This window comes from Bacillus sp. AK25 (assembly GCF_048270685.1).
Lineage (GTDB): Bacteria > Bacillota > Bacilli > Bacillales > Bacillaceae > Bacillus > Bacillus altitudinis.
On the sequence record NZ_JBLUWC010000001.1, the window covers coordinates 1220458 to 1244791 of the forward strand.

Annotated in this window: 29 protein-coding genes, 3 riboswitches and 1 other annotated feature; of the genes, 22 read left to right on the top strand and 7 right to left on the bottom strand. The window is 40.7% G+C overall.

What is annotated here, in order from left to right:
- Positions 1–24: 24 nt before the first annotated feature.
- The gene (locus ACNO7B_RS06285) at positions 25–885 is read right to left on the bottom strand and encodes a dimethylarginine dimethylaminohydrolase family protein (protein WP_417901313.1); all 861 of its coding nucleotides are present in this window, start codon (positions 883–885) and stop codon (positions 25–27) included.
- Positions 886–1064: 179 nt separating this feature from the next.
- Between ACNO7B_RS06285 and ACNO7B_RS06290 the strand changes: the two genes are divergently transcribed.
- From ACNO7B_RS06290 to ACNO7B_RS06310, 5 genes are all read left to right on the top strand, one after another.
- Positions 1065–1586, top strand: coding sequence for an acyl-CoA thioesterase (locus ACNO7B_RS06290; protein WP_008346212.1), 522 nt, complete (start codon positions 1065–1067; stop codon positions 1584–1586).
- A 115-nt stretch (positions 1587–1701) separates the two neighbouring features.
- Positions 1702–2028 (top strand): PadR family transcriptional regulator, encoded by a 327-nt coding sequence (locus ACNO7B_RS06295; protein WP_417901314.1) that lies wholly within the window; start codon positions 1702–1704, stop codon positions 2026–2028.
- 4 nt (positions 2029–2032) lie between these two features.
- Positions 2033–2785 (top strand): HAAS domain-containing protein, encoded by a 753-nt coding sequence (locus ACNO7B_RS06300; protein ID WP_411237962.1) that lies wholly within the window; start codon positions 2033–2035, stop codon positions 2783–2785.
- 310 nt (positions 2786–3095) lie between these two features.
- The gene (locus ACNO7B_RS06305) at positions 3096–3584 is read left to right on the top strand and encodes a small multi-drug export protein (protein WP_410684739.1); all 489 of its coding nucleotides are present in this window, start codon (positions 3096–3098) and stop codon (positions 3582–3584) included.
- A gap of 16 nt (positions 3585–3600) precedes the next feature.
- Positions 3601–4146: a GNAT family N-acetyltransferase gene (locus ACNO7B_RS06310; RefSeq protein ID WP_410684738.1), complete on the top strand. Its 546-nt coding sequence runs from the start codon at positions 3601–3603 to the stop codon at positions 4144–4146.
- Here the strand turns inward: ACNO7B_RS06310 and ACNO7B_RS06315 are convergent.
- The gene (locus tag ACNO7B_RS06315) at positions 4141–5199 is read right to left on the bottom strand and encodes a bifunctional transcriptional activator/DNA repair enzyme AdaA (RefSeq protein WP_098680928.1); all 1059 of its coding nucleotides are present in this window, start codon (positions 5197–5199) and stop codon (positions 4141–4143) included. The two genes, ACNO7B_RS06310 and ACNO7B_RS06315, sit on opposite strands and share 6 nt — an antisense overlap.
- Positions 5200–5399: 200 nt before the next feature.
- Positions 5400–5508, top strand: a riboswitch (guanidine-I (ykkC/yxkD leader).
- 66 nt (positions 5509–5574) lie between these two features.
- On the opposite strand from ACNO7B_RS06315, the gene ACNO7B_RS06320 reads away from it, so the two are divergent.
- Positions 5575–5904, top strand: coding sequence for a DMT family transporter (locus ACNO7B_RS06320; RefSeq protein ID WP_017367095.1), 330 nt, complete (start codon positions 5575–5577; stop codon positions 5902–5904).
- A complete protein-coding gene (locus tag ACNO7B_RS06325) occupies positions 5901–6215 on the top strand; it encodes a DMT family transporter (RefSeq protein ID WP_017359126.1) in 315 nt (104 codons plus the stop codon). Before ACNO7B_RS06320 ends, ACNO7B_RS06325 begins: the two co-directional genes overlap by 4 nt.
- Positions 6216–6248: 33 nt before the next feature.
- On the opposite strand, the gene ACNO7B_RS06330 is transcribed toward ACNO7B_RS06325, so the two are convergent.
- Positions 6249–6434, bottom strand: coding sequence for a hypothetical protein (locus ACNO7B_RS06330; RefSeq protein ID WP_017359125.1), 186 nt, complete (start codon positions 6432–6434; stop codon positions 6249–6251).
- Between the two features lie 163 nt (positions 6435–6597).
- On the opposite strand from ACNO7B_RS06330, the gene purU reads away from it, so the two are divergent.
- The 6 genes from purU (at position 6598) to ACNO7B_RS06360 (ending at position 12167) form a co-directional block, all read left to right on the top strand.
- Positions 6598–7500: a formyltetrahydrofolate deformylase gene (purU, locus tag ACNO7B_RS06335; protein ID WP_007498809.1), complete on the top strand. Its 903-nt coding sequence runs from the start codon at positions 6598–6600 to the stop codon at positions 7498–7500.
- Between the two features lie 43 nt (positions 7501–7543).
- Positions 7544–7762 (top strand) — a binding site (T-box leader).
- A 56-nt stretch (positions 7763–7818) separates the two neighbouring features.
- The gene (gene proB / locus ACNO7B_RS06340; RefSeq protein WP_417901315.1) at positions 7819–8916 is read left to right on the top strand and encodes a glutamate 5-kinase; all 1098 of its coding nucleotides are present in this window, start codon (positions 7819–7821) and stop codon (positions 8914–8916) included.
- 12 nt (positions 8917–8928) lie between these two features.
- The gene (locus ACNO7B_RS06345) at positions 8929–10176 is read left to right on the top strand and encodes a glutamate-5-semialdehyde dehydrogenase (RefSeq protein WP_048002072.1); all 1248 of its coding nucleotides are present in this window, start codon (positions 8929–8931) and stop codon (positions 10174–10176) included.
- Positions 10177–10301: 125 nt separating this feature from the next.
- Complete coding sequence (locus tag ACNO7B_RS06350; RefSeq protein ID WP_072367674.1) at positions 10302–11438, top strand: tetratricopeptide repeat protein; 1137 nt, start codon at positions 10302–10304, stop codon at positions 11436–11438.
- Entirely contained in the window at positions 11428–11562 is a 135-nt protein-coding gene (locus ACNO7B_RS06355) for a hypothetical protein (protein ID WP_008346190.1), read from the top strand. Before ACNO7B_RS06350 ends, ACNO7B_RS06355 begins: the two co-directional genes overlap by 11 nt.
- A 176-nt stretch (positions 11563–11738) precedes the next feature.
- Positions 11739–12167 (top strand): organic hydroperoxide resistance protein, encoded by a 429-nt coding sequence (locus ACNO7B_RS06360; RefSeq protein ID WP_007498801.1) that lies wholly within the window; start codon positions 11739–11741, stop codon positions 12165–12167.
- A gap of 33 nt (positions 12168–12200) precedes the next feature.
- Here the strand turns inward: ACNO7B_RS06360 and ACNO7B_RS06365 are convergent, their stop codons facing one another.
- Complete coding sequence (locus ACNO7B_RS06365) at positions 12201–12647, bottom strand: MarR family winged helix-turn-helix transcriptional regulator (RefSeq protein ID WP_008346188.1); 447 nt, start codon at positions 12645–12647, stop codon at positions 12201–12203.
- Positions 12648–12808: 161 nt separating this feature from the next.
- Between ACNO7B_RS06365 and ACNO7B_RS06370 the strand changes: the two genes are divergently transcribed.
- A complete protein-coding gene (locus ACNO7B_RS06370; protein ID WP_268381661.1) occupies positions 12809–13228 on the top strand; it encodes an organic hydroperoxide resistance protein in 420 nt (139 codons plus the stop codon).
- Between the two features lie 65 nt (positions 13229–13293).
- On the opposite strand, the gene ACNO7B_RS06375 is transcribed toward ACNO7B_RS06370, so the two are convergent.
- From ACNO7B_RS06375 to ACNO7B_RS06385, 3 genes are all read right to left on the bottom strand, one after another.
- The gene (locus ACNO7B_RS06375) at positions 13294–13764 is read right to left on the bottom strand and encodes a nucleoside deaminase (protein WP_008346184.1); all 471 of its coding nucleotides are present in this window, start codon (positions 13762–13764) and stop codon (positions 13294–13296) included.
- A gap of 142 nt (positions 13765–13906) precedes the next feature.
- Positions 13907–16195, bottom strand: a complete 2289-nt coding sequence (metE, locus tag ACNO7B_RS06380) for a 5-methyltetrahydropteroyltriglutamate--homocysteine S-methyltransferase (RefSeq protein ID WP_417901316.1) — start codon at positions 16193–16195, stop codon at positions 13907–13909.
- 155 nt (positions 16196–16350) lie between these two features.
- Positions 16351–16543, bottom strand: a riboswitch (cobalamin riboswitch).
- A 113-nt stretch (positions 16544–16656) separates the two neighbouring features.
- A complete protein-coding gene (locus tag ACNO7B_RS06385; RefSeq protein ID WP_025207227.1) occupies positions 16657–17616 on the bottom strand; it encodes a S8 family peptidase in 960 nt (319 codons plus the stop codon).
- A gap of 460 nt (positions 17617–18076) precedes the next feature.
- Between ACNO7B_RS06385 and ACNO7B_RS06390 the strand changes: the two genes are divergently transcribed.
- The 8 genes from ACNO7B_RS06390 (at position 18077) to mgtE (ending at position 24273) form a co-directional block, all read left to right on the top strand.
- Entirely contained in the window at positions 18077–18379 is a 303-nt protein-coding gene (locus ACNO7B_RS06390; protein ID WP_035392292.1) for a hypothetical protein, read from the top strand.
- A 1-nt stretch (position 18380) separates the two neighbouring features.
- Complete coding sequence (locus ACNO7B_RS06395) at positions 18381–18584, top strand: helix-turn-helix transcriptional regulator (RefSeq protein WP_008346178.1); 204 nt, start codon at positions 18381–18383, stop codon at positions 18582–18584.
- Between the two features lie 199 nt (positions 18585–18783).
- The gene (locus tag ACNO7B_RS06400; RefSeq protein WP_008346176.1) at positions 18784–19470 is read left to right on the top strand and encodes a response regulator transcription factor; all 687 of its coding nucleotides are present in this window, start codon (positions 18784–18786) and stop codon (positions 19468–19470) included.
- A gap of 3 nt (positions 19471–19473) precedes the next feature.
- Positions 19474–20823 (top strand): sensor histidine kinase, encoded by a 1350-nt coding sequence (locus ACNO7B_RS06405; RefSeq protein WP_417901317.1) that lies wholly within the window; start codon positions 19474–19476, stop codon positions 20821–20823.
- A gap of 66 nt (positions 20824–20889) precedes the next feature.
- Complete coding sequence (locus ACNO7B_RS06410) at positions 20890–21579, top strand: PepSY domain-containing protein (RefSeq protein WP_417901318.1); 690 nt, start codon at positions 20890–20892, stop codon at positions 21577–21579.
- Between the two features lie 93 nt (positions 21580–21672).
- Entirely contained in the window at positions 21673–22191 is a 519-nt protein-coding gene (locus ACNO7B_RS06415) for a PepSY domain-containing protein (protein ID WP_129548249.1), read from the top strand.
- A 76-nt stretch (positions 22192–22267) separates the two neighbouring features.
- Positions 22268–22411 carry a hypothetical protein gene (locus ACNO7B_RS06420; protein ID WP_008346168.1) on the top strand — a complete coding sequence of 48 codons (144 nt, stop codon included), beginning with the start codon at positions 22268–22270 and terminating at the stop codon, positions 22409–22411.
- A 131-nt stretch (positions 22412–22542) separates the two neighbouring features.
- Positions 22543–22706, top strand: a riboswitch (M-box (ykoK) riboswitch).
- A gap of 208 nt (positions 22707–22914) precedes the next feature.
- Positions 22915–24273, top strand: a complete 1359-nt coding sequence (gene mgtE / locus ACNO7B_RS06425) for a magnesium transporter (protein WP_007498785.1) — start codon at positions 22915–22917, stop codon at positions 24271–24273.
- Positions 24274–24334 lie beyond the last annotated feature (61 nt).

A 24334-nucleotide genomic window follows, 5' to 3' on the forward strand; every position in this document is an offset into this window, starting at 1 on the left:
TAAAACAAGCTGGCTTTTTGGTTTTTATGAACGCCTAATAGGTAATGTACAGCATCTAAAAGAGCCGCCTGATTTAATGATTTCTGAAAAATCCACTTCAATGACGGTGTAGCCGCGTGCTGTTAATGCAGCATTTGTTTCTTGGTTGATTGGTAAGCTGATGACTTTTTTCTGACCAATGGACAACACATTTGGTCCAAGTGTGAACTGCTCTTGCTCACTTATTTCAATGAGATCATAATGCTTTTTGAGCATATGAAGATCCTTTTCCGTAAAAGCTTCAGGGTAAATTAAGATCTCATGATGAGAAAGAATATTCATCACACAATCAAGATGCAAAATGTGAGAAGGAAGATGAATAGGAATGATGTCGTGATTCGGCAATTCTTTTTTGAGCTGCTGGACGGCGGCTAGATTTGTTCTTTTGCTGACCCCCACAAATACACGGGTTTGGTCTACAAGCACATCGCCGCCTTCAATCGTTCCATCATCCAGCGTGATGGTTGTCCATCCTTTTGTCTGTGCCCATTCTTTTAAGGAATGTTCTTCTCCTTGTCTGACAGGGGCTGCCATGTTTGAAACAAATAAAGTCTGTCCAATTGTAAATCCAATATCCCGAGTGAAGACTTGTTCAGGGAAACGTTCATTTGCAGGAAGAAGGACAGGCCGGACATGATGGTTTTTCAGCGTTTGGATGAATTGCTTATGCTGCGTGAGGGCTTTGATTTGAGAAATATTTTCTCTTGCAAAATGCTTTTGGGTTTCATTGATGATCTGTTTAATTTCCATATAAATTGGACTGCATAAGAGGACTTCTTGTAAATCATCATATTCACTCATACATTGCGGCGTTTTATACACTTTCTCTGATTTCATAGAATCCATCAAAGGGCCTCCTTGTTTATCGATAGTTATATTATTCCTCCTTCTAGTAAATGTTGAAACATTTCCGAAAGAAAATCTCTCATGAGAGACTAAAGCAAAAAGTTTAGACAAACCTAATAGAATAGTGTTTAATAAAAGTCGTTCCGCATCAACGAAAACAGCAAGAAGGAGCTATGACGATGAGTGAAGAAAATTTCAAATACTGCAAGGAATCAAAAGTTGTGAAAACCAGCAGGGTATTCCCCCTCGATACGAATAACCACCAAACGTTATTTGGCGGGAAATTAATGAGTTATATAGATGACATTGCTTCCATTTCGGCAGCAAGACACAGCCGTAGTGAAACAGTCACCGCATCAATGGATTCAGTTGATTTTTTAGAGCCGATTGGACAGAAAGAGTCCGTCTGCTTAGAATCTTATGTGACATGGGTCGGTACATCTTCTATGGAAGTATTCGTCAAAGTCATTAAGGAAAACTTGATGTCTGGAGAACGCAGACTCGCAGCAACTTCATTTCTTACATTTGTCTCGCTGGATGAAAACGGGAAGCCAAAACGAGTCCCACAAGTCATGCCGGAAACAGAGGAAGAAATCATGCTTCATCAAACAGCGAAGCAGCGGGCAGAGGAAAGAAAAAGCCGCCGAAAGCATAGTAAAGCTTTGGCTGACGCACTTGGGACGGATAAGCCTTGGGCGTAAAAATCACCCTTTATGTGGTGATTTTTTTTCTAGGTCAGTATCTTGCATAGCAAGATAGTGTGTGGTAAGATCATACTATCTTGTCATGCAAGATACTGAAAGCGGAGGATCGATGATGACACAATCAACACAAATGCTAAAAGGAATTTTAGAGGGATGCCTACTGTCGATTATTTCTGAAGGTGAAATTTATGGATATGAAATGACAAAGAAGCTTGCGCACTATGGGTTTGATCAAATTAGTGAAGGTAGTATTTATCCGATCTTGCTGCGCATGCAAAAAGAACAACTGGTTCATACGTCCACAAAAGCATCAACGAGTGGGCCGAAAAGGAAATACTATACGCTCACACAAAGAGGCGAAGAAGCGCTGACGGATTTTACTATGCGATGGAATGAGCTGTCTGAGAATGTAGAGCGATTATTACATAAAGGGAAGTGAGAAGATGGTAACAAAAGAAACGAGACACATCTTATTAGAGCTACAACTCTATCTCATATCAAAAGGGAAAAATCAGGACGAGATCGACGAGGTGATGGATGAATTAACGACACACGCTGTCGAAGCTGAGAAAGATGGGAAAACAGGGGAAGATGTGTTTGGAGGAGATCCACGGGGCTTTGCTGACGAGCTAGCAAAAGAGCTCTCTAGAAATCATAAAGACTGGGTTCCGTTTGTCAGTGCTTTTTTAATTGGATCACTTTTTTACATGATGTTAGCAGATGCCATCAGTCAAAGTTTATCGTATTCTTGGTATGCACTCATTGGTTATCCGCTCATCATAGTGGCCAATGTGATCATGACCATTGTGATGTTTAGAGCTTCTGCCTTTCAAACAAGCAGGAGGGCATTCTTTTACTTTTGGATATTAGGTGTTTTTCAGATGACAGCCTTGATCACAGTGAAATTATTGGACCAAAAACTTGGTACTCCTTTACTTGTGCTGACCTCGAGCCAAAGATGGGGCGTCATTCTTCTGTTGCTGCTGTGTATTATCTTATTGAATGCCATATTAAAGGCGAATATGATGTCGCTCATTCCGCTGATCTTCTTTGGACCGCAACTCCTATTCGAATGGCTTGGATGGACATCACCTCTCATGCTTCTTTTCACAAGTCTGGTATCCATTGTGATTTTAGCCTTGCTCACAATCGCTTTTTTACGGAAAACAAACAAGAAAAATGAACATTTAATGTAAATAGAGCACATCTCTTGCGATGTGCTTCAGCGTGTAGACAAACCCTCGCATTCTTTGTCAGTCCTGCGTGCTGGTGCTCACGAATGTCAAATTCGCTCCGCGCCAGTACTCGTCCTTCCTAGGGCTGCAAAGGTTTTCTATCACGCTGAAAAGAAGACAAAGGGCTAAAATAAAGTTCATTTTAGCCCTTTGTCAACAATCTGGAGCACATCTCTTGCGATGTGCTTTTCTTTTTCTAAAAAAATGTAGATATGGGATCACATTTTTCTTTACAATGAGAAGAGGACAAAAATGAAAAGGGGTTCTGTGATTGGATATTGTATGGGGGTATGTACTCGTTTTTATATTGGCTGCTTTACCTTTCTTTGAAGTGGTTGGTGTCGTTCCGCTGGGGATTTTAAGTGGTCTGCATCCTGTGACAACGGCAGTTATTGGATTCGTCGGCAACTTTCTTACCGTCTTGCTACTCATCGTCTTCGTGGACCGATTTAAAGCGTGGTGGCTGAAGAGGAAAGAGGAGAAACATGATGAAAAAGGAGAGAAAAAACAGCTGAAAGCCAGAAAGGTTTGGGAACGGTATGGTCTCCCTGGTTTGGCACTTATCGGTCCTTTTATCATTGGCAGTCATTTAGCGGCTTTTATGTGTATGAGCTTCGGTACGAAAAGAAAACAAGTCACTGTGTGGATGACGGTCAGTTTAATCATGTGGACCGCATTAACTGCTAGTTTAACGGGTGCGGGATTCCATTACTTTGCCCCAGATTCAAATGGGTTGTTCGGGGATATTTTTAGCAAGTAAGCAAGGAGGATAAAAAATGGCATATCAAACACGGATCGTGCTCGAAACAGAGCGTCTCAGACTGAGAACAATGGATGAACACGATGCATCTTTTTTATATGAAAAGCTATTCCAAGATGAAGAGGTCATGAAGTATTATCCTTCACTAAAGGATGAAAAGCAGACAAAAGAGTGGATTGCTTGGAATCAAAAGAATGACCGCACGTACCATACATCCCTGTGGATCATTGAAGAAAAAGAAACGAAAGAACCACTTGGACAAAGCGGAATTGTTCTCCAAAACGTCGAAGGACAAACAGAGCTTGAAATTGGCTATATGCTAAAGAGATCGGCATGGGGAAAAGGATATGCTGTTGAGGCTGCAAAAGGCTGTCTTGCGTATGGTTTTGACGAAATGAAGGTGAGGCGAATGGTCAGCTTAATTCGCCCTGACAATGAAGCGTCAGTCAAGGTCGCAATGAAAATGGGGATGAAAAAAGAAAAAACCATTTCAAAATGGGATCAAATGATTGATGTTTACAGTGTTACTCGTGACGGAAAAAGCGGCTCGCTTGAATCATAAGGAGAGCCGCTTTTTCTTTTGTTCTAACTGAAGTAAATATTTCTTTCGTTCGATTCCCCCGCCATATCCGCCAAGTTCACCGCTTGTTTGAATGACTCGGTGACAAGGAATGATGATGGCCAACTGATTGGCACCATTTGCATTTCCAACTGCCCGAACCAAATGGGGATCGCCAAGCATGATGGCAAGATCTCGATACGATCTCGTTTCGCCTGGCGGAATCTGTAAGAGAAGATCCCATACCCTTTTTTGAAAAGGGGTGCCATGTATAGCAAGTGGCACAGTAAACTGCGTGAGTTTCTTTTCAAAATATAAGGCCAATTCCTTTGCTAATTGCTGATGAACGTTTGTTTCTCCAACTAAAATACGGGCATGATGTTTTTTTCTGATGTTCTCAATTTCTCTTTCTAATCCTCGCCTGTCCATAAATTCAAGCAAATACACATGGGTTGCATCTGAAATGCTAATCATCCGCCCAATCGGGGTAGAAATAAAATTCGCATGTAAAATATTGACTTGCGCCTTTTTGGGTGGATTTCCCATGATTTTCGTAAAGGCATCATTGAAGGCACTGGAAGACTCGTAACCGAAGGTGACTTGCTGATCTATGACTTTTTTTCCGTTCAGAATCTCTTTAAACGCTAACCCCATTCGGCGTGATCTAGCATATTGAACAAAGGTCATTCCATAGATTTCTTTAAATTTTCTCCGAGCTGTTGCAGAGTGAATCCCTAATTGGCGAAAGTCTTCTTCTTTCCATCGTTTCTCAGGACTCTCTTCAACTGCTGATACAAGTGTTTTGACTTCTTCTGGAATGCTGTTAGGATATGTTAAAGGCGTGCATCGCTTACACGGCCGATACCCTGCAAGCAGCGCCTCCTCTGCTGTAAAGAAAAACTCGCAGTTTTCATATTTTGGTTTTCTAGCAGTACATGTGGCATGACAGAAGATGCCGGTTGTTTTAATACCAGCAAAAAACGTGCCATCATATTGCGGATTCTTATCAACAAGTGCTTGATAAAATTCGTGTTTTTGTTCGTCGGTCATCATCATTTGATCCACCTCTTGTTTTATTATATCAGTGATGTGGTCGTTCCTCTTTCTAACATTTAGTATACTTCGCTTTCATTCACTTTCTTTCGAAAAATGAACAAGTATATTTGAAGGGGAAAAAGCAAAGTGGTAGACCGGCATATCAGGGTGTGATACACTTTTTCATACAGAATCGGCTTTACGCTAGATCTGCTTATCATGAATTGGTTTTCTAGGGTTCCGTGCGGTAGCGCAGTCTGGACCGAGAGAAAACACATAGGGTCTAGACAATAGACTGTATGGACACGGAGGGATAAAAGCCCGGGAGATTTGATCAAATGATCGATTTCCGGGCTTTTTTTATTGCTTGGAATCGGTAAGAAAGGAAGAGATCGAATGAAATGGGGAAATGTTTTGATTGCAGCCGTATTTGAAGTCGGCTGGGTAATGGGGTTGAAATATGCTGACTCTATATTGGAATGGAGCGCAACCATCGTTTGTATTGTCGTCAGCTTTTATCTACTTCTGAAAGCCACGACGGTACTTCCAGTTGGCACACTTTACGCCGTTTTCACCGGACTTGGAACAGCCGGTACGGTCATAGTAGGGATGGTCATGGGTGAGCCGGTACAGCTAGTAAAATTACTTTTGATCATGGTCCTTTTAAGCGGTGTATTAGGACTCAAATTGACCACAGGTGAAAAGAAAGGGGAGGCTGAATCGTGAGCTGGCTTTTACTCATTGGGGCAGGCATCTTAGAAATGCTTTGTGTCACCATGATGAATCAATTCCAGAAAGATCGCCATGTCAAATGGATTTTCTTCATAGCAGCTGGATTTTCGCTTTCCTTTCTGATGCTGTCTCTTGCGATGAATACAATTCCGATGGGAACGGCGTATGCGATTTGGACAGGAATCGGAGCAGCTGGAGGAGCGATTGTTGGGATGCTGTTTTATGGTGAGTCGAAAGACGCAAAACGTATTTTATTTATCGCACTGATTTTATCAGCAGCGGTCGGGTTGAAAATCATTGAATAAGAAAAGGCTGGCAATCATATGCCAGCCTTTTTGCTACATCGAATGATGATTGGAATCGTTTTCATTTTTGCGGTAAAGTTGACTCACAAGCAGAAAACACACACCAAATGTAAGTAAAGGAATGAGTCTTTCTCCGGTCATAAATAGATAAATGCCCGTGATGAGACATACGATGCCGAGCCAAAAGCTCACTTTACCAAACAAAGTCATGTTTTTCATCTCCATCACTCCTTTTGTGATAAAAGGTCTATTCATATTATATCACGCCAGGTGCAGAATTGAATGAATATTCAATAAAAAACACGACGCTTAATTGCTTTTTCTCTTTCCAGTCCAGTATAATATTTCATTAGAATGAAAAATGTAAATGAGGTCATAAGACATGAGAACATTGATTACAGAGAAACTTGAATTACACAGACAAAAGCATGAACAAAAAGGCAGGCTTTTAGTCAGTTGCCCGGATCAGCCTGGTATTGTGTCAGCTGTTTCTACTTTTTTATTTGAACATGGAGCAAACATCATTGAATCTAGTCAATACACAACAGATCATGAGAGCGGCCGGTTCTTTTTAAGAATTGAATTTGATTGGAAAGACATTTCGGCCAACTTAGATCAATTGAAAAGCAGTTTTGAGCCAATTGCGCAATCATTTCATATGACGTGGAGCATGTCGCGTGCAAGTGATCTGAAAAAGCTGGCGATCTTTGTATCCAAAGAGCTTCATTGTTTACATGAACTTTTATGGGAATGGCAAAGCGGTAATTTAATGGCTGAAATAGCGGTTGTCATCAGCAATCATGAAACGGCAAAAGATACAGTCGAAGCACTCGGCATTCCATTCCACTTCGTGAAAGCAAATAAAGACATTCGTCAAGATGCAGAAAAACAACAGCTTGCATTATTAGAAGAATATGATATTGATGCGGTTGTGCTTGCGAGATACATGCAAATTTTAACGCCAGCCTTTATCGAACAGCACCCGAACAAAATCATTAATATTCATCATTCCTTCTTGCCGGCTTTTATAGGGGCTAACCCTTACAAGCGTGCATATGAGCGAGGGGTTAAACTGATTGGTGCGACTTCTCATTATGTGACAAATGATTTAGACGAAGGGCCAATCATTGAACAGGATATTGAGCGGGTAGATCATAGAGATGATGCAGAGGCATTAAAAAATATTGGTCGCACGATTGAGCGCAGCGTGCTTGCCCGTGCTGTCAAATGGCATCTAGAAGATCGAATCATTGTCCATGAGAATAAAACGATTGTGTTTAATTGACCGCTTGACTTTTCTGAAGCAATTGGTGATAATATAAAAAAATTAACGAGCGTTGAGAAGGAATAGTAAGCAGGACCTGCTGTGTAAAGAGAGCAAATGACACGCTGAAACATTTGCCGCAGACAGCTGCTGAACCTACCCTTTGAGCCTTAGAGGAAAAATCTAAGCGCATGCCTGGCGTTACAGGAGTTGAGTGGAATAAGCAAACGTATGCTTATTCAATGAAGGTGGTACCACGGAAAATCCCTTTTTCGTCCTTTACATAAGGAGAAAAAGGGATTTTTTATGTGGTGAAAGGTATAGCGGAGGGAATCAATGATGAAAAAGCAGAGGATCGTCATAAAAATTGGTAGCAGTTCATTAACAGAGCAAAAGGGAGCCATTGATGAACAAAAAATGCAGGATCATGTCAAAGCCATTGCAAAGCTAAAAGAGGCAGGACATGAAATCATTCTCATTTCGTCAGGTGCCGTTGCGGCGGGATTTGGCAGTTTAGGATATCCGACAAGACCTGTGACCTTAAAAGGGAAGCAGGCTGCTGCTGCTGTTGGTCAAGGCTTGTTAATGCAGAAATATACAGAACTATTTTCACAGTTTCAGATGACGCCTGCACAAATGCTTTTAACACGTAATGACTTTTCAGATCGTACAAGATATCGAAATGCTTACGCAACGATGATGGAACTGCTCGAAAGAAAAATTTTACCGATCATTAATGAAAATGATTCTGTGTCCATCGAGGAGCTTACCTTTGGTGATAATGACATGTTATCAGCACTGGTCAGTGGCTTAATTCATGCAGACCAATTGATCATTTTAACAGATATCAACGGAATTTATGATGCCAATCCAAGTGAGAATCCTGATGCGAAGCGGTTTGATGTGCTGACTCACATTTCAGATGAATTGTTCTCATATGCGAAGAGTACGGGTTCAAAGGTTGGAACAGGCGGGATGAAATCTAAGCTTTCAGCTGCACAAACAGCTCTCTCCCTTGGCGTTAAAGTCTTCATTGGCACAGGTACAGGGGAAGACAAGCTTCTTCACATTCTCGCTGGTCAAGGGGACGGCACATATATTGGTGAACAAGATTTATCATCAGTCAATAACCGTCGCCAATGGATTCAATTCCACTCACCAGTCTCTGGGAAGATCATGATTGATGCGGGGGCAGAGGCGGCGATTTTGCATAATGGAAGGAGTCTTCTTCCAGCTGGTGTCATTGATGTAGCTGGTGAATTCTCTAAAGGAGAGGTCGTCGAAGTTGTTGGTCCAAACGGGTTAGTCGGTAAAGGACAAACATTGTATGATTCAGATGAGCTTCTTGGCATTAAAGGGATGCGAAGTCATGAGCTTTCTTATGAAAAACCTGAAGTCATTCACCGAGATCACTGGGTTCAGCATGTACAAAACTGAGGAGGGAAAACGATGAATGAAGTTCTAGAAAAAGCAAAAAAGGCAAGCGCAGCCAAAGATCAGCTGCTATTAAAAACAACTGAACAAAAGAATGCTGCATTAGACGCTATTGCAAAAGCATTAAAAGCATCATCGGCGTATTTAATTGCCGAGAACCAAAAAGATGTTCAGGCGGCTATAGACAAAGAGTTCACGCCATCTGTGATCGACAGAATTACATTAACTGAAGAGAGAATTGAAGCGATTGCAGACGCTACGCATCAACTCATTCAGCTCAAAGACCCAATTGGTGAAACATTAGAAACCATTCAAAAAGAAAACGGGCTTTTCATTGAAAAAGTACGTGTGCCTCTTGGAACGGTTGGGATGATTTACGAAGCAAGACCAAACGTGACAGTCGATGCGGCCACTCTTTGCTTGAAAACTGGAAATGCTGTGATTCTTCGAGGAAGTTCATCGGCCATTCATAGTAATAAAGCGATTGTGAAAGTCATTCACGAAGCGCTGCAACCAACGGATATTCCAGTAGACAGTGTACAATTGATTGAAGATACAGGCCGTGAGACGGCTAAAACCCTGTTCACTTTAAATGACTATCTAGATGTCCTTATTCCACGCGGCGGGAAACATTTAATTGATCTTGTTGTGAGAGAGTCTACTGTTCCAGTACTTGAGACGGGTGCAGGGAATTGTCATATTTACATTGATGAAACAGCCCAAAAAGAAATGGCTGAACAAATTGTTCTGAATGCGAAAACACAAAGACCATCTGTTTGTAATGCCATTGAGAGCATTGTCATTCATGAAACATGGGCAAAAGAACATGGCGCTTCGCTCTTTGAAGCACTTCAGACACATGGTGTAGAGATACGGGGCGATGAAGCAGTATGTGCACTTGCACCGAGTGCCACATTAGCTAAGGCCACTGATTTTGAAACGGAATTTTTAGCGCCGATTGTCAGTATTAAAACCGTCAAGACCATGGAAGAGGCGATACAGCATATTCAAATGTATAGCTCTAAGCATTCTGAAGCGATCATTACGGAAAACGACCAGCATGCGGCACTTTTCTTAACAGCCGTCGATGCTGCCGCTGTGTATCATAATGCATCTACCCGGTTTACAGATGGCTTTGAATTTGGCTACGGAGCGGAAATCGGCATTAGCACACAAAAATTGCATGCTAGAGGACCAATGGGTCTGCCAGCCCTAACCTCTGAAAAATTTGTCATTCGTGGGCAAGGACAAATAAGAGAATAACCAATCCAAAAAGAGAGTCTTATCGCACAAGGCTCTCTTTTTCCTTTCATTTTTGTATTTCTCCGGTCAAGTATGATAAAATATGGTAATGTTTTATATTTTGAGAAGATTGGAGAAGGCAACGTATGGCGAAAATCATTCCCTCTTCGGATATTGGAGTGAAAATCAACAAGTGGTATGAATTAATCCGCAGATTTGATTCAGAACAAGCAGAACAGTTAAAGCAGGAAATTCGCACCTCTCTTGATTCAATGGAAGAAGATCAGAATTTGCTTCTCTATTTTTCTTTAATGGAATTCAGGCATGAGGTCATGCTCGATTATTTAAAGCCATTAAAGGAAGGAAAGCTTCGCGCCAACTTTTCCGAGCTTTCGAAAGAAATAGATGAGCATCAAACGCATGTCACAGGCATGCTTGAATATTACTATCATTTCTTCAGAGGAATGTATGAATTCGGCCGGAGAGAGTACATTGCTGCCATATCGTCCTATCAAAAGGCAGAGCACAAGCTTTCTTTTGTATCCGACGATATTGAACGTGCAGAATTTCATTTTAAAATGTCAGAAATATATTATCACATGAAACAAACACACATTTCGATGCACCATGCCAAACTAGCGCTGGATGTCTATATTCAGCACGAACTATATGCGCTTCGTACCATTCAGTGTGAATTTATTGTAGCCGGTAATTATGATGATATGAGAAGGCATGAAAAGGCATTGCCACATCTCGAAAGAGCACTTGCGAGATCAAGAGACTTTCAGAATGTGCGTTTTATTGCTTCTTCTTTGTTTAATATGGGCAACAGCTATTACAGAATGGGAGACTTGAACCGCGCACTCGACTTAATGAAAGAATCCATCTCATTATTTGATCAAAACCAATCTGATCATCTTCGTCGATCGATAGACCCTCTTTATACAGCCGCTCAGATCTTATACAAACAAGGTAAAAATAATGAAGCATTATATTACAGAGAAGAATGTATGAAACGAGCAGAAGCTCTGCAGGATGACATTCATATTCAGAAGACCATTTTTTTAGAAGCATTGTACTTACGACAAGATGCAGAGCATATTAAACAGATTTTCCATTTTTTAGAATCTTCCTATGCATATCCAGATATAGAAGAGCTGGCTTTAGACACTGCAAAGTATTATAATGAAATGGAGGATTATGAAAAATCTTCCATGTTCTATGGGGAAGCGGAACATGCTCGTATCTATATTCAGAGAGGGGATTGTTTATATGAATTTTAAAAAATGGGCAGTCGTCTGTACAAGCATCACGATCTTGGCATTATGGATCACATCACCTAATGCCGACCCCGATAACAGAAACCATACGCTAGAAAAACCGAATCCGCAGCATATCACGATCTAAAAAGCCCTTTTTCAAGGGCTTTTTTTATTGACCGCTTCAATCATCGTAGGTTGCACATTCATAAAAATAAAAAATGGAGGAAAGATGAAAGTGAGTGTTTTTCATTGACTCTTGAATTTAAATTGTGTACAATTCAATTGTAGAAAATATTAATAGAGCGAAAGAGGGTTATATTCATGTCAGAAGTTTTATTTACTGCAACGGTATCAGCTGTAGGAGGAAGAGAAGGTAAGGTTGTGTCAACAGATGGTGTACTAGAGCATGATGTAGCAATGCCAGGAACGCCAAGAGCGAAAAAGCTTGAGAAAGCAACGAATCCAGAGCAATTATTCGCAGCGGGCTATTCTGCATGTTTTGATTCAGCCCTTCAAATGGTCGCAAGACAAGAGCGTATCCGTTTTGAAAGTGAAGTAACGGCACATGTAAGCTTAATCAAAGACAGTTCAGACGGCGGTTTCAAACTAGGTGTCAAATTAGAAGTAAAAGGAACTGGAATTGAGCAATCTGCACTTGATGAACTTGTTCATAAAGCACACGGCGTTTGCCCATACTCAAAAGCAACGCAAGGAAACATTGAAGTAGAATTAGTAGCTGTCGCTCAATAATAGACATCAAAAAAAGGCTGAGGGAATATTCCCTCAGCCTTTTGATTGTGTTAATTTTTGCAGAAGCTCATGTAAAGAAGCGCGAAGTGTTTTCAGCTCTTCTTCTGATCTGCCTGTTCCAGACAGCATTTGAAATGGAATCGAAGTGGCCTTCTCTTGTAAAGCTTCTCCGTATTCTGTTAAACGAATTTGGACCGAACGCTCATCTTCTTTTGAGCGTTCACGGATGATGAGTCCATTTTGTTCCATTCGTTTTAGCATAGGTGTGAGTGTACCGGAGTCTAAATATAAAAGCTCTCCCATTGTTTTCACATTTAATGTCCCATGCTCCCATAACAAAAGCAGTGCCAAATATTGCGGGTATGTGATATTCAACTCTTCTAATAATGGTTTATACTGCTTCGTCATTTCTCTTGAACTTGCATATAACAAGAAACAAAGCTGATTTTCCAACTTCATATGTTCAAATTCATTTGTCATATCTGTCACCAACTATTTTTTGTCATACTTATCATTGTATAAGATTTTCTTCCTTTTTAAAATAAATACAGACTAAAAATGAAAAATTCTTCAATGTGCCATAAATGTTTGAGCAACGAATAGAACGTGAAAGGTATAAGTAGAAGAAGGAGGAGATCAAGATGAAACCATTATTTACTGCAAAAGTAAAAGCACAGCACGGAAGAGCAGGACATGTTCGTTCTGATGATGGTGTGCTTGACCACAACATTGTGATGCCAAACGCAAAGAAAGATGGAGAAACTGGTACGAATCCTGAACAATTATTTGCAGCGGGTTATGCGGCCTGCTTCGGAGGGGCGCTTGAACAAGTCGCCAAGAAGCAAGGTGTCGAAATTGAATCAGAAGTAGAAGGACATGTCAGTCTATTAAAAGATGAAAGTGATGGCGGTTTTAAACTTGGCGTGAAGCTGATTGTTTCCGCTAAAGGGCTTGACCATGAAAAAGCGAAAGAGCTTGTTGAGGCTGCACATGAATTCTGTCCATATTCAAAAGCAACAAGAGGAAACATCGAAGTAGAACTTGAAGTGGCGGAATCATGAAAAGAAAAAAGGGCTAAAATTTAGCCCTTTCTCACTGACACCTGCTGTGGAGCAGGTGTCTTTTTTTAATATTCTTTCTTTTTGTCGTATGTGTCCCATGCTTCAAATGGAGCAAGGGTTTTTTGAAGGGTCAGCTGGTAAAATGGAATGTTTCTTGATTCGTATTCTTTGTTGATTTCTTCATAAATAAAGGAGTCATCAAAACCAGAAGTCGCTGCATCCTTGTGTCCAGCGGCAAAATATACGGCCTTTGGTCTAGCCCAATAGATAGCACCAAGACACATTGGACAAGGCTCACAACTTGTATACAAAATACAGTCTTCTAATTGATATGTATGTAGTGTTTGGCACGCCTTTCGAATGGCAGTCACTTCTGCATGTGCAGTTGGATCATTACTCGTTGTGACATTGTTGCTTCCCTCTGCAATAATCTGACCGTCTTTGACAATGACCGCTCCAAAAGGGCCGCCTGTGCCACTATTTACTCCTTCTACTGCAAGATCAATTGCGCGTTGTAAAAAAGCTTCGTGATTCATTGTCTTCCTCCCTTTGTTCGACTGACTTCTCTAGTATAAACGAATCATGATAGAAAAGGAATCATTGTAGGAGGAGATTGAACAGGACAATTTACGCATAAAAAACCCCTGCCAAATGTTCAGCAGGGGAAGAGTGAGTCCATTATGCGTGCTGCGCTAGCTTTTTACGAGCGACTTCAGCAGCTGTCACCATGTTTTTCAAAGCAGCAATGGTTTCAGGTTCTTGTCTTGTTTTCAGTCCACAGTCAGGGTTGACCCAGAATCGATCTGTCGGACATACGTTCAGTGCATCATCAATGATTTTACTCATTTCTTCAACAGATGGAACGCGCGGGCTGTGGATGTCATATACCCCAAGTCCAAGACCTTTCAAATACGGGTGTTTTTCTAAATAATCGAGGAACCCGCCATGACTGCGTGAATGTTCAATCGTAATCACGTCTGCATCAAGGTCTTCAATCGTATCAACAATATCCTCGAAGTTGCTGTAGCACATATGTGTATGAATTTGCGTTTCATTTTGAACAGACGATGTCGATAGACGGAATGACTCTGCTGCCCAGTTTAAGTATGCTGCCCAATCACTCTCTTTTAAAGGAAGACCTTCTCTTAGCGCAGGTTCATCCACTTGAATCACTTGAATACCCGCTGCTTCTAACGCTTCTACCTCTTTGCGTAAAGCAAAAGCGATTTGGAAGGCAATGTCTTTACGAGAGATATCTGTTCTTGGGAAAGACCAGTTTAAGATTGTGACAGGTCCTGTCAGCATTCCTTTGACTTTTTTCTCTGTTAAGCTTTGAGCGTAAACCGTCTCTTTCACTGTCATTGGCTCTGTAAATTCTACATCTCCATAAATGATCGGCGGCTTCACGCAGCGTGATCCATAAGATTGAACCCAAGCGAATTTTGTAAAGGCAAATCCAGCGAGTTTTTCACCGAAGTATTCAACCATGTCTGTACGTTCAAATTCTCCATGAACGAGTACATCTAAGCCAATCTCTTCTTGAATATCAATCCATCTTTTTGTTTCTTTTTTAATAAATTCATCATACTCTGCATCTGTCCACTCATTTTTGCGCCATTTTTGACGAGCACTGCGCACCTCAGCTGACTGAGGGAAGCTTCCGATTGTTGTGGTTGGAAGAAGCGGCAGTTCAAGAGATTCATTTTGAATGCGTAGTCGTTCTTCAAAAGCAACTGGACGTTTAAAATCTTTTGATGAAAGACTGTTGCGCTCTGCTGTCAGGTCCGCATTCGTTCCTTTCGCGAATTCTTTTAACGTCTGAAGTGCTTCATTTGCTGCATGGATGTCTGCATCAATGGCAGCCGCTCCTTTTGATAAGCCTTCTTTTAATAGCGTTAATTCAGCCAGCTTTTCAGTGGCATAAGAAAGTCCGTTTAATAGTTTTTCTTCAAGCTGTTCGCTCGGATGTTTTGCAACTGGGACATGTAGCAGGCTACTTGAAGGCTGCAGCCATACTTCTTTCGGCTGCACGTCAGCAATCACTTCAGAAATAAACGATAATCTTTCTCCTAGATCTGACCTCCAAATATTTCTGCCATCGATGATACCGGCTGCTAAAATTTTATCTTTTGGGAAGCCGTGTTTTTTCAATTGTTCAAGGTTTCGTCCTTGATCATGGACAAAATCAAGACCGATGGCTTCAACAGGATATGTCACAAGCTCTTCATAGGCATCTACTGAGTCAAAGTATGTTTGAAGGAGAACGTTTAAGGCAGGTACAGCTTCTTTAATCGTTTGATAGATAGCTTTTACTGCTTTCACGTCTTCACTTGAAGCTGTGACTAGAGCAGGCTCATCAATTTGAACCCATTTTACACCGGCTTCTTCAAGCTCTTTTAACAACTGAGTATAAAGCGGCACTAGGCGTTGCTGAATCTCTTTCACTTCATTGGCTTCATAGCCTTTAGAAAGAGAAACAAATGTATAAAGACCAAGAACGACAGGTTTTGTTTCAACACCAAACGCTTTTTTCACCTTTTCGTATGCTTCAAGCGGTTTGTTATGTGTGAGTTTGAATTCTGTGCTTTTTTCGTATTCTGGAACGATGTAGTGATAGTTTGTATTAAACCATTTTGTCATTTCACTTGAGACAGCATCTTTTGTTCCTCTTGCCATCGCAAAGTATGTATCTAGCGGGTCTTTCAAGCTGCGGAAGCGCTCTGGAATCCAATTGAACATAACGGCAGTATCCAGCACATGATCATAGAAGGTGAAGTCGCCAGAAGGAACAACGTCAATTTGTTGATCAATTTGAGTTTTAATAGCGGCTAAAAATTGTTCATCGAGTGTGCTTAAGAGGGTTTCTCTGTCAGTTTGACCTTTCCAATAAGACTCAAGTGCTTTTTTCCATTCTCTGTTTAAACCAATTCGCGGGAAACCTAGATTACTTGTTTTAACAATTGTCAATTCCAATTCCTCCTCTAAATATAAAAAGACACTCACACTCATGATCAAGATTGATGAGGGCAAATGTCTGGTTTAAAAAGACAAAATGTGTGTGCGAAAGAAGGCGTAAGTATCAATGACGAACGCTTTTCCGACATCTCCTATCAACCGTAGGGGGTTTGATGTGATAGAGCGGCTGGTATCCTGGCTAGTGAATCTGCAAGCTTTTCATCCTTCCCATCCTCATGACAGTGGATTATTAACGAAAAGCTCTCCTCACTTACAGTGGCGGGACCGCGCCGGATTTTCACCGGTCTTCCCAATTAAAATTCGACGTGTGATCGAATTACCGACTCTCAAACTATGAATTTATTGTGTTCGATTATATAACGTTCACTTCATTTCGTCAAAGTAAATTTTGAATAATTTTAATTAAAAAAATCCTGAGAAAATTCTATCTTTTCTCAGGACCTAACATGTACCTATAGAGACAAAAGTTCTGCTTCCAATGTTTTCTCAAGAAGCACATCTGGTGCAGTTAAATATAAAAACCCGTTTCCTACAAGGGTTTTCGTTTGTTTTAGCGGAAGAGTTCTCCGTACGAGCTGAGCATATACCTCAGGTTCTGTCAGTTTACGCTGGAACGCTTCTTCTTCGGCATTTTTAATAATGGCGAGTGCACCGCTCACATGAGGGGCAGCCATGGAAGTGCCTGTTAGTCTTCCGTATTTATGGTTAGGGAGAGTGGATAAAATGTCTTCACCTGGAGCGACGAGGTCGATTTCTTTATTCGCATTGGAGAATTCAGAGGATTCTCTTGCAAGAGAGACAGAGCCGACGGCAATGACCTCGTTGTATGCAGCTGGGTAGGAGAACTCTTCAGTACGCTCGTCTCCGTCACCTTCATTTCCTGCTGCGCAGACAACAAGCACACCGCTGCTTACCGCATGTTGGATGGCCTTTTGCAGTTCTGGTTCATTGCTTGGCCCACCGAGAGACATGGAAATGATATCAACCTTCTGCTCAACCGCATAGTTAATGCCATTGATAATCCATTCGTATTTCCCGCTGCCATTTTTCCCTCCAAGAACTTTTACGATCAACAGCTTGGCTTCAGGTGCAACACCTAAAATGCCGCCATTTTGATCCGTTGCTGCAATCGTTCCTGATACATGGGTACCATGCCCGTTGTAGTCTTTTACATTCTCAGCATCTCCATTGTCATCATCGGTAAAGTTTTTTCCTCCGATAATCTGATCTTTTAAATCGGGATGCTCCGTGTCGCAACCTGTATCAAGGACAGCAATGGTTATGCCTTTTCCTTTGAAGCCACTTGACCAAAGTTCGGGTGCTTTAATCTCCTGAATACTTTCCGGCGTCTCTTTCGCTTCCATCACATTGGCTTTTACTTCATACGGAATTAAGCGAATTTCACCTTTCATAAGAAAGCCCTCCTTATTTTGTTTTCAAAGTAGATTCAGGTTGCGTAATGTTATTGTATAAAACAAATGTTTGATCGGAAAGGGTCAATTGTAATAATTTTTCAAATAATCAAATAATTATTTATTGTGCAGTTCTCCTCATATCTTGCCGAAAGAAGTCACCTTTTGAAGAAAACTCTTAGTATCATATGAAAAAGAAGCAAATGCTGCATAGTGAGCTTGCACCTGTACAGATGAAAATGGGTGAAAAGAACTAAAAAAGGCAGATCGAAAAAACAATCATATAAGGAGATAGAGGATGACAGAAAAGAAAAAGGTACATGCCATGTGCAGATGATTGTTTTTTCATTATAATGATCGAAAGAATATAGAATGTAAAAAGTATTTGACATTTTTTAAGCGGATGATATAATCAAAATGTAAAAAGTATTTGACATTTTGATTGGGAGGGGACTAACCGTTGGATGTTGTAAAAGTTGTGTATTCAGTCATCTTATTAGTGGTCGGACTATTCATCTTTATTGCGCCTATGATTCAAAAGGGTGATGAAAGAAAGAGATTTATCTACTCAAAAGCGCAATCGTATGCATTTATGGTGGTCATTGGTATGCTTATATTAGAAGTCGCACAGTCCATATTTTTAACGATCCAAGGGAACCATTCTGATAAGGGGTTTGGGATTTCTCCCATCATGTTCCTAACTGTGATTTCGGTCATTTATTTAGTTACATTACTCATATACAGAAAAAAATATGGTGATTAAATTGCAAAATCATATAAGAGAACTAAGGAAATCCATTAAATTATCCCAAGAAGAACTTGCTAAACGGTGTAAGGTCTCGAGACAAACCATCAATGCCATTGAAAACGATAAGTACGACCCTACTTTACAATTAGCCTTTGACATCGCCTCTGTTTTGAATACGACTGTAGATGAGCTTTTTGTCAGTCAACCTAAAAAGAAGTAAGGGACCAGCCTCAGAAAAGAGGCTTTTTTTGTTGATTTGTGTAATGTGAAAGGATCAGCTGAAAATAAAAATCAACCATATTACATAACAATTCCTCATTCATGAAAAATAAGATATGAAGATTGTGACTGTTCCAATGGAGAAAGGCAACATATAATAATGGAAAGACAAGCTTGCCTTTTAGATAGGAGAGATAGAGATGAACAAAGGGAAGATACTCGTGGTCGAAGATGAAAAGAAAATTGCAAGAGTGCTGTCATTAGAACTTGAATATGAAGGATATGAGGTCACAGTCCAAGATACAGGGATGAAAGGACTCCAGGCGCTCGAGGAGGAGAGTTTTGATTTAGTGCTTCTAGATGTCATGCTTCCAGAATTAAGCGGACTTGAAGTGCTTAGAAGGGTTCGAAAGACAAATACGGCAACACCGATCATTTTGATTACCGCAAGAGGAAGTGTTCCCGATAAGGTCAGCGGTCTTGATCTTGGGGCAAACGATTATATTACAAAACCCTTTGACATAGAAGAATTATTAGCGCGAATTCGTGCACAGCTGAGGTTCAATCACAATGCGCAAGAGGAAAAGGAAATTGAGCTAAGTATTGCAGATTTAACGGTGAATGAGAAAACAAGAGAAATTCAAAGAGGCGGTCAGACGCTTGAGCTGACACCGAGAGAATATGACCTGCTTGTTCATTTATTGAAACATCAGCAGCAAGTGCTCACAAGAGATCAGCTTTTAACAGCTGTCTGGGGTTTTGATTATTTTGGTGACACGAACGTGGTTGATGTCTATATTCGCTATTTAAGGAAAAAAATCGATTACCCGTTTGAAAAACAATTGATTCACACAGTGAGAGGTGTGGGTTATGTGATGAAAGGATAAAGCATGAGATTAAAAAATAAGATCCAGCTTTATACATCGTTGTCCTTGTTTTTAATGGTGCTACTGTTTCATACAGCGATTTATTTTATTTTTTCAATGACCTTGACGCAAAAAGATATGTCCAGACTGTCGGAAGTAGCTGAAAATATTGCGATTGCACTAAAGAAGTCAGAAGAAGAGGGCCTTCCATCTTCAGAGCTTCTGAAAGCGTATCTGCCTCAAAATGGTATGATCCGTGTCGTCACAGAGAAAGGTGAATCAAAGCTGACCGTCACGAAGGAATCTACGTTCAGCTCACTTCCTTTTACATACGAATCTGGTCAGACAGCAGAAATTCAAGAATACAATAAGCAGATGATTGCGTTTGCGGCTATCCCTGTCATTTGGACAAATGGGGACATTGTGTCGCTGCAAGTATATGAAGAAATTGAAAATACAGAAGAGAACTTGGCGTTATTAAAAATGATTTTAATCACTACTGGCGTTTTGTTTATTGTGCTTTCTTATTTTGCAGGCCACATTTTAACGAAACAAATTGTCCGCCCAATTAGTAGAATGACCAATACGATGAAAGCAAGTATGAGAGAAAAGGCATTTAAACGAATTGAATTAACAGGCGATTCAAAGGATGAACTGTATCAAATGGGTCAAACCTTTAATGAAATGGCCGAAATTCTCGAGAAACATTATGAGAAAGAGCAGCAATTTTTACACGATGCTTCTCATGAATTGAAAACACCCATTACCGTCATCATGAGCTACAGCAATTTACTAAAACGCTGGGGGCAAAGCCGGCCAGAGGTCGTAGAAGAATCCTCTCAAGCCATTCATGATGAGGCAAAAAAAATGAAAAGGCTGACAGATCAACTACTCACACTGGCGAAAAATGGGCAGCCGCTTTACTTGGACATGAAGCCGGTTGATCTTGGTCAATTGTGTAGCCAAGTCGGCCATACACTTGAAGTGGCAACCAATCGAACCATCCTTACTCATATACAAACAGATCAGCCTGTGATTGCTGAAGGGGACGAAGAGAAGATCAAACAGCTTTTGACCATCTTGATTGATAATGCGGTTAAATATAGTGCAGAGCCAGTTGATGTGAACTGCGGACGAGCAGGAGAGAAACCGTTTATTTCGGTTGTTGACAAAGGTATTGGCATAAAAGAAGAGGATCTGCCGAAAATCTTTGACCGCTTTTTCCGTGTGGATGAAGCGAGAAACAGTGAGACGGGCGGAACTGGACTTGGTCTGTCAATTGCGAAGCAAATTTCTGAAGAGCATGGGGCTGAGCTAAAGGTAGACAGCCGTATCGGTGAAGGAACCGTGATGACCATTCTTTTTCAGAAATAAGTAGGTCTTTTCTCATCAATTTCTCATTTCCTCCTTATAAAATAGGAAATAGGAAGGAGGCGCTGCATGTCTAGAAAACTGAAAATGCTGCTTGCGCTTGCAGGATGTCTTTTCATTCTTGTGGCTTTTGCAATGCTCATGATTCAAACCATTGACAAAAAAATATTAAGCGAAGCAGACATTAAAAAAATCATCGCAAAAGACTACAATGGAAACATCACAAATATTGATCTGATCAATCATAAACAGGACTATACATTGACGCTTGAAAATTCAAATGGCATCTATCAAATCATTGCATCTTCCTCAAGCGGTCAAATGAAAGAGATGAAACAGTTAAAGAGCTATCAAAAACCAAATGAGAAAAATGCCGAACTTCAAGCAGAAGAAGCGGCAGTGAAAAAAGTGAAGGGTACTGTGATTCAAAAGAAAGAAAAATCGGATCGCTTTATCTTTACGATTCAATCAAAAAAAGAACTGTATCAAGTGGATGTTGAGAAAGACACGTTCAAGGTGATTGAAGCAGAAAAGAAAAAGCCAACCTCTAAAGAAAAGAAGCTGACAAAAATAACGGTAGAAGAAGCCATTCAGATTGCCGTAAAAGAAGTGGGTGGCACAGTGGATGATGCAGATCTTGAAACTTTTAGCGGAATGCTCGTGTTTGAGGTAGAGCTCGATTTGCCGGATGGAAGAGAGGCAGAGGTCTTAGTGAATGCCTATACAGGAGATATTGAAGGCATTACGTACGAAAACTAATCATTTTCTCATGATTTTCTCATCTTCCTTTCCTTCCTTTATCATCTTGTTTTTTTAAGATAAAGGAGAAATCAAACAGAGGAGGAATGAAATATGATAAAAAAAATACTAGTCGCTACAGCATTCACAGGAGCCCTTGTCGCAGGTGGTTTCACCCTTCAAGCGCAAAATACAAATCAAACGGCAAATGCCGAACAAGTGGTGCAAAAGAAATCTTCATTTGTCTCAAAGAAACAGGCTGAAAAAGCAGCATTAAAAGTTGTGAAAGGCTATGTAGATGATGTAGATCTTGAGCGTAAAAAAGGAAAATGGGTATATGAGGTCGAGATTAAAAAAGGCGGCTTTGAATATAAAGTATATGTCGATGCCAAAACAGGCAAAGCGCTCAATGATCCAGTCAAAGAAAAGAAACAAAATGTAAAAATCACCAAAAAACAGGCTGAACAAATTGCTCTTGCAAAGGTAAAAGGAACAGTCACAGATTCAGAATTAGATAAAGAAAATGGTGTGTACTTGTATGAAATTGAAATTACGACACCAAGCGGTGAAGAAGTTGATTTTGAGATTTCCGCTAAAACAGGCAAAATCCTCAAGCAAGAATGGGACGATTAAGGTATAAATGAACCTTACACTTTTATGTGTAAGGTTTTTTCATTGGGACAAACTACTGGAAAGGAGGCGAGAGAATATGATGAAGAAAAAAGAAGAAGAACAGACGATGGATCGTGCGGAATATGTTCCCCATCCTGATGGAGAAGGATATGCTTTGTTTTTGCATGATTCCTTTCATCTCCTCTCCCAAGAGGATATGAATCAGCCAGAAGAGGAATAGAAGACATGAAAGGGCGATGGTCAACTTGTCTATCGCTCTTTTTTTGAAAAGTAAGCGAATACATCAGGAAACTTGGCATCTTGCTTATTGACATCATTGCGCTTTTTCTGTAATCTCAGTGTGTCAACAATATGAGACTTCGTTAGGTGAGGCTCCTGTATGGAGATACGCTGCTGCCCAAAAATGTCCAAAGACGCCAATGGGTCAACAGGAATCATCGACATAAGGTGATTTTTAATGCAGCTGGATTAATCCTATGCCATACAGTGCTAAAGCTCTACGATTGAAGGAGCAAGTGTTTATTTGTCATGCTTACAAAGCGCCTTCATTCGGTTGAAGGTGCTTTTTTATGAGAAAAGGAGGTGTGGGGATGGATCATCCCGATTCGAGACACATAGAGAGTATGTCAAAAGATCAGATTGACACATCAGATAGAGGAGATCCTGACCCCCCGCACAATCTAAGGGATTCGGGTATCTCCTGATTTTGGGGAGGTAACAGCGATGATACAGAACATTACGTACGATGAACTCATTTTACGCATCATTATTTTACTAAGAGATGGAAAACGTAAAGAATTTAAAAACATTATGGAAGAACTGCAGCCTTATGATATGGCCTACTTATTCAAGGAGCTTCCAGAAAAACATCGCGGCCGCTTTCTCAGCTTTTTAACAGTCGATGACGTGACGGAAATGATGGGTGAACTGGAGCGGGAATATCAAGAGATTGTTCTTGAAAAAGTAGGGAAAGACAAAGCCACCTTCGTCACAAACAAAATGGATAACGATGACCTTGCCAACTTGTTTGATGAGATGGAGGATGAGCTGAAGGATCAGCTTTTATCTAACATGGAGGCAGAGGAATCCAAAGCCGTCCAGCTTCTCATGAATTACCCTGCTGAGACAGCAGGCCGGATCATGACCAACCGGTACGTTTGGATTCCGCAGCATTATACGGTTCAAGATGCCGTGGTGAAGCTGAAAAGCTTTGCTGAAATTGCCGAATCGATCAACTACTTATATGTCATAAATGATCAAAAACAGCTTGTAGGGGTACTCTCATACAGGGATCTTATTTTAGGTGAACCGGATGAAAAAGTGCAGGATCTTATGTTTACAAGAGTCATTGCCGTTGGTGCCTTTCAAGACCAGGAAGAAATCGCAAAGCTCATTGAGCGATATGATTTCCTTGCCATCCCCGTTGTAGAAGAGAACAATGTCTTAGTCGGAATTGTGACAGTCGATGATATCATTGATGTTGTGATTCAAGAGGCAGGAGAAGACTATGAAAAGTTTGCTGCCTCTGGTAAAGATATCACGTTCGACACACCGGCATTTGTGGCGGCATACCGCCGTCTTCCATGGCTCATTTTGCTCCTATTCATTGGGCTGATTTCAGGCAGTATCTTGAATTATTTTGAAGATACCCTGCAGCAAGTCGTTGCTTTAGCATTCTTCATGCCGATGATTGCAGGTATGACAGGGAATACAGGGACACAGTCTCTAGCGGTTGTCATTAGAGGATTGTCAAAAGAAGAATTAACGAAAAAAACCATTATGCGCTTGATTTTCAGAGAGCTGAGAACAAGTATTTATATTGGGATTGTTTGTTCAATCATTATTACGGTCGTTGCCATGGTATGGCAGGGCAATATGATTTTAGGTTTTGTTGTTGGTTCCTCGCTTCTTGCAACACTGATTATTGGGACAATGGCAGGTACGGTCGTACCGATTATTTTACACAGATTAAACGTGGACCCAGCCATTGCATCTGGACCACTGATCACAACATTGAACGATATTTTATCCTTACTCATCTATTTTGGAATTGCAACAGCATTTCTTCATACACTGATGTAGTCAAAAGACTGTAAAATGTAACGTTTTACAGTCTTTTTTGAATAAAGATTGCATATAGCGC

Bases quoted from the DNA above. Each gene is read 5' to 3' on its own strand.
- ACNO7B_RS06285 (WP_417901313.1), bottom strand. From the start codon at position 885: ATGGATTCTATGAAATCAGAGAAAGTGTATAAAACGCCGCAATGTATG.
- ACNO7B_RS06290 (WP_008346212.1), top strand. From the start codon at position 1,065: ATGAGTGAAGAAAATTTCAAATACTGCAAGGAATCAAAAGTTGTGAAA.
- ACNO7B_RS06295 (WP_417901314.1), top strand. From the start codon at position 1,702: ATGACACAATCAACACAAATGCTAAAAGGAATTTTAGAGGGATGCCTA.
- ACNO7B_RS06300 (WP_411237962.1), top strand. From the start codon at position 2,033: ATGGTAACAAAAGAAACGAGACACATCTTATTAGAGCTACAACTCTAT.
- ACNO7B_RS06310 (WP_410684738.1), top strand. From the start codon at position 3,601: ATGGCATATCAAACACGGATCGTGCTCGAAACAGAGCGTCTCAGACTG.
- ACNO7B_RS06315 (WP_098680928.1), bottom strand. From the start codon at position 5,199: ATGATGATGACCGACGAACAAAAACACGAATTTTATCAAGCACTTGTT.
- ACNO7B_RS06320 (WP_017367095.1), top strand. From the start codon at position 5,575: ATGAAATGGGGAAATGTTTTGATTGCAGCCGTATTTGAAGTCGGCTGG.
- ACNO7B_RS06330 (WP_017359125.1), bottom strand. From the start codon at position 6,434: ATGAAAAACATGACTTTGTTTGGTAAAGTGAGCTTTTGGCTCGGCATC.
- purU (WP_007498809.1), top strand. From the start codon at position 6,598: ATGAGAACATTGATTACAGAGAAACTTGAATTACACAGACAAAAGCAT.
- proB (WP_417901315.1), top strand. From the start codon at position 7,819: ATGAAAAAGCAGAGGATCGTCATAAAAATTGGTAGCAGTTCATTAACA.
- ACNO7B_RS06345 (WP_048002072.1), top strand. From the start codon at position 8,929: ATGAATGAAGTTCTAGAAAAAGCAAAAAAGGCAAGCGCAGCCAAAGAT.
- ACNO7B_RS06350 (WP_072367674.1), top strand. From the start codon at position 10,302: ATGGCGAAAATCATTCCCTCTTCGGATATTGGAGTGAAAATCAACAAG.
- ACNO7B_RS06355 (WP_008346190.1), top strand. From the start codon at position 11,428: ATGAATTTTAAAAAATGGGCAGTCGTCTGTACAAGCATCACGATCTTG.
- ACNO7B_RS06360 (WP_007498801.1), top strand. From the start codon at position 11,739: ATGTCAGAAGTTTTATTTACTGCAACGGTATCAGCTGTAGGAGGAAGA.
- ACNO7B_RS06365 (WP_008346188.1), bottom strand. From the start codon at position 12,647: ATGACAAATGAATTTGAACATATGAAGTTGGAAAATCAGCTTTGTTTC.
- ACNO7B_RS06370 (WP_268381661.1), top strand. From the start codon at position 12,809: ATGAAACCATTATTTACTGCAAAAGTAAAAGCACAGCACGGAAGAGCA.
- ACNO7B_RS06375 (WP_008346184.1), bottom strand. From the start codon at position 13,764: ATGAATCACGAAGCTTTTTTACAACGCGCAATTGATCTTGCAGTAGAA.
- ACNO7B_RS06385 (WP_025207227.1), bottom strand. From the start codon at position 17,616: ATGAAAGGTGAAATTCGCTTAATTCCGTATGAAGTAAAAGCCAATGTG.
- ACNO7B_RS06400 (WP_008346176.1), top strand. From the start codon at position 18,784: ATGAACAAAGGGAAGATACTCGTGGTCGAAGATGAAAAGAAAATTGCA.
- ACNO7B_RS06405 (WP_417901317.1), top strand. From the start codon at position 19,474: ATGAGATTAAAAAATAAGATCCAGCTTTATACATCGTTGTCCTTGTTT.
- ACNO7B_RS06410 (WP_417901318.1), top strand. From the start codon at position 20,890: ATGTCTAGAAAACTGAAAATGCTGCTTGCGCTTGCAGGATGTCTTTTC.
- ACNO7B_RS06415 (WP_129548249.1), top strand. From the start codon at position 21,673: ATGATAAAAAAAATACTAGTCGCTACAGCATTCACAGGAGCCCTTGTC.
- ACNO7B_RS06420 (WP_008346168.1), top strand. From the start codon at position 22,268: ATGATGAAGAAAAAAGAAGAAGAACAGACGATGGATCGTGCGGAATAT.
- mgtE (WP_007498785.1), top strand. From the start codon at position 22,915: ATGATACAGAACATTACGTACGATGAACTCATTTTACGCATCATTATT.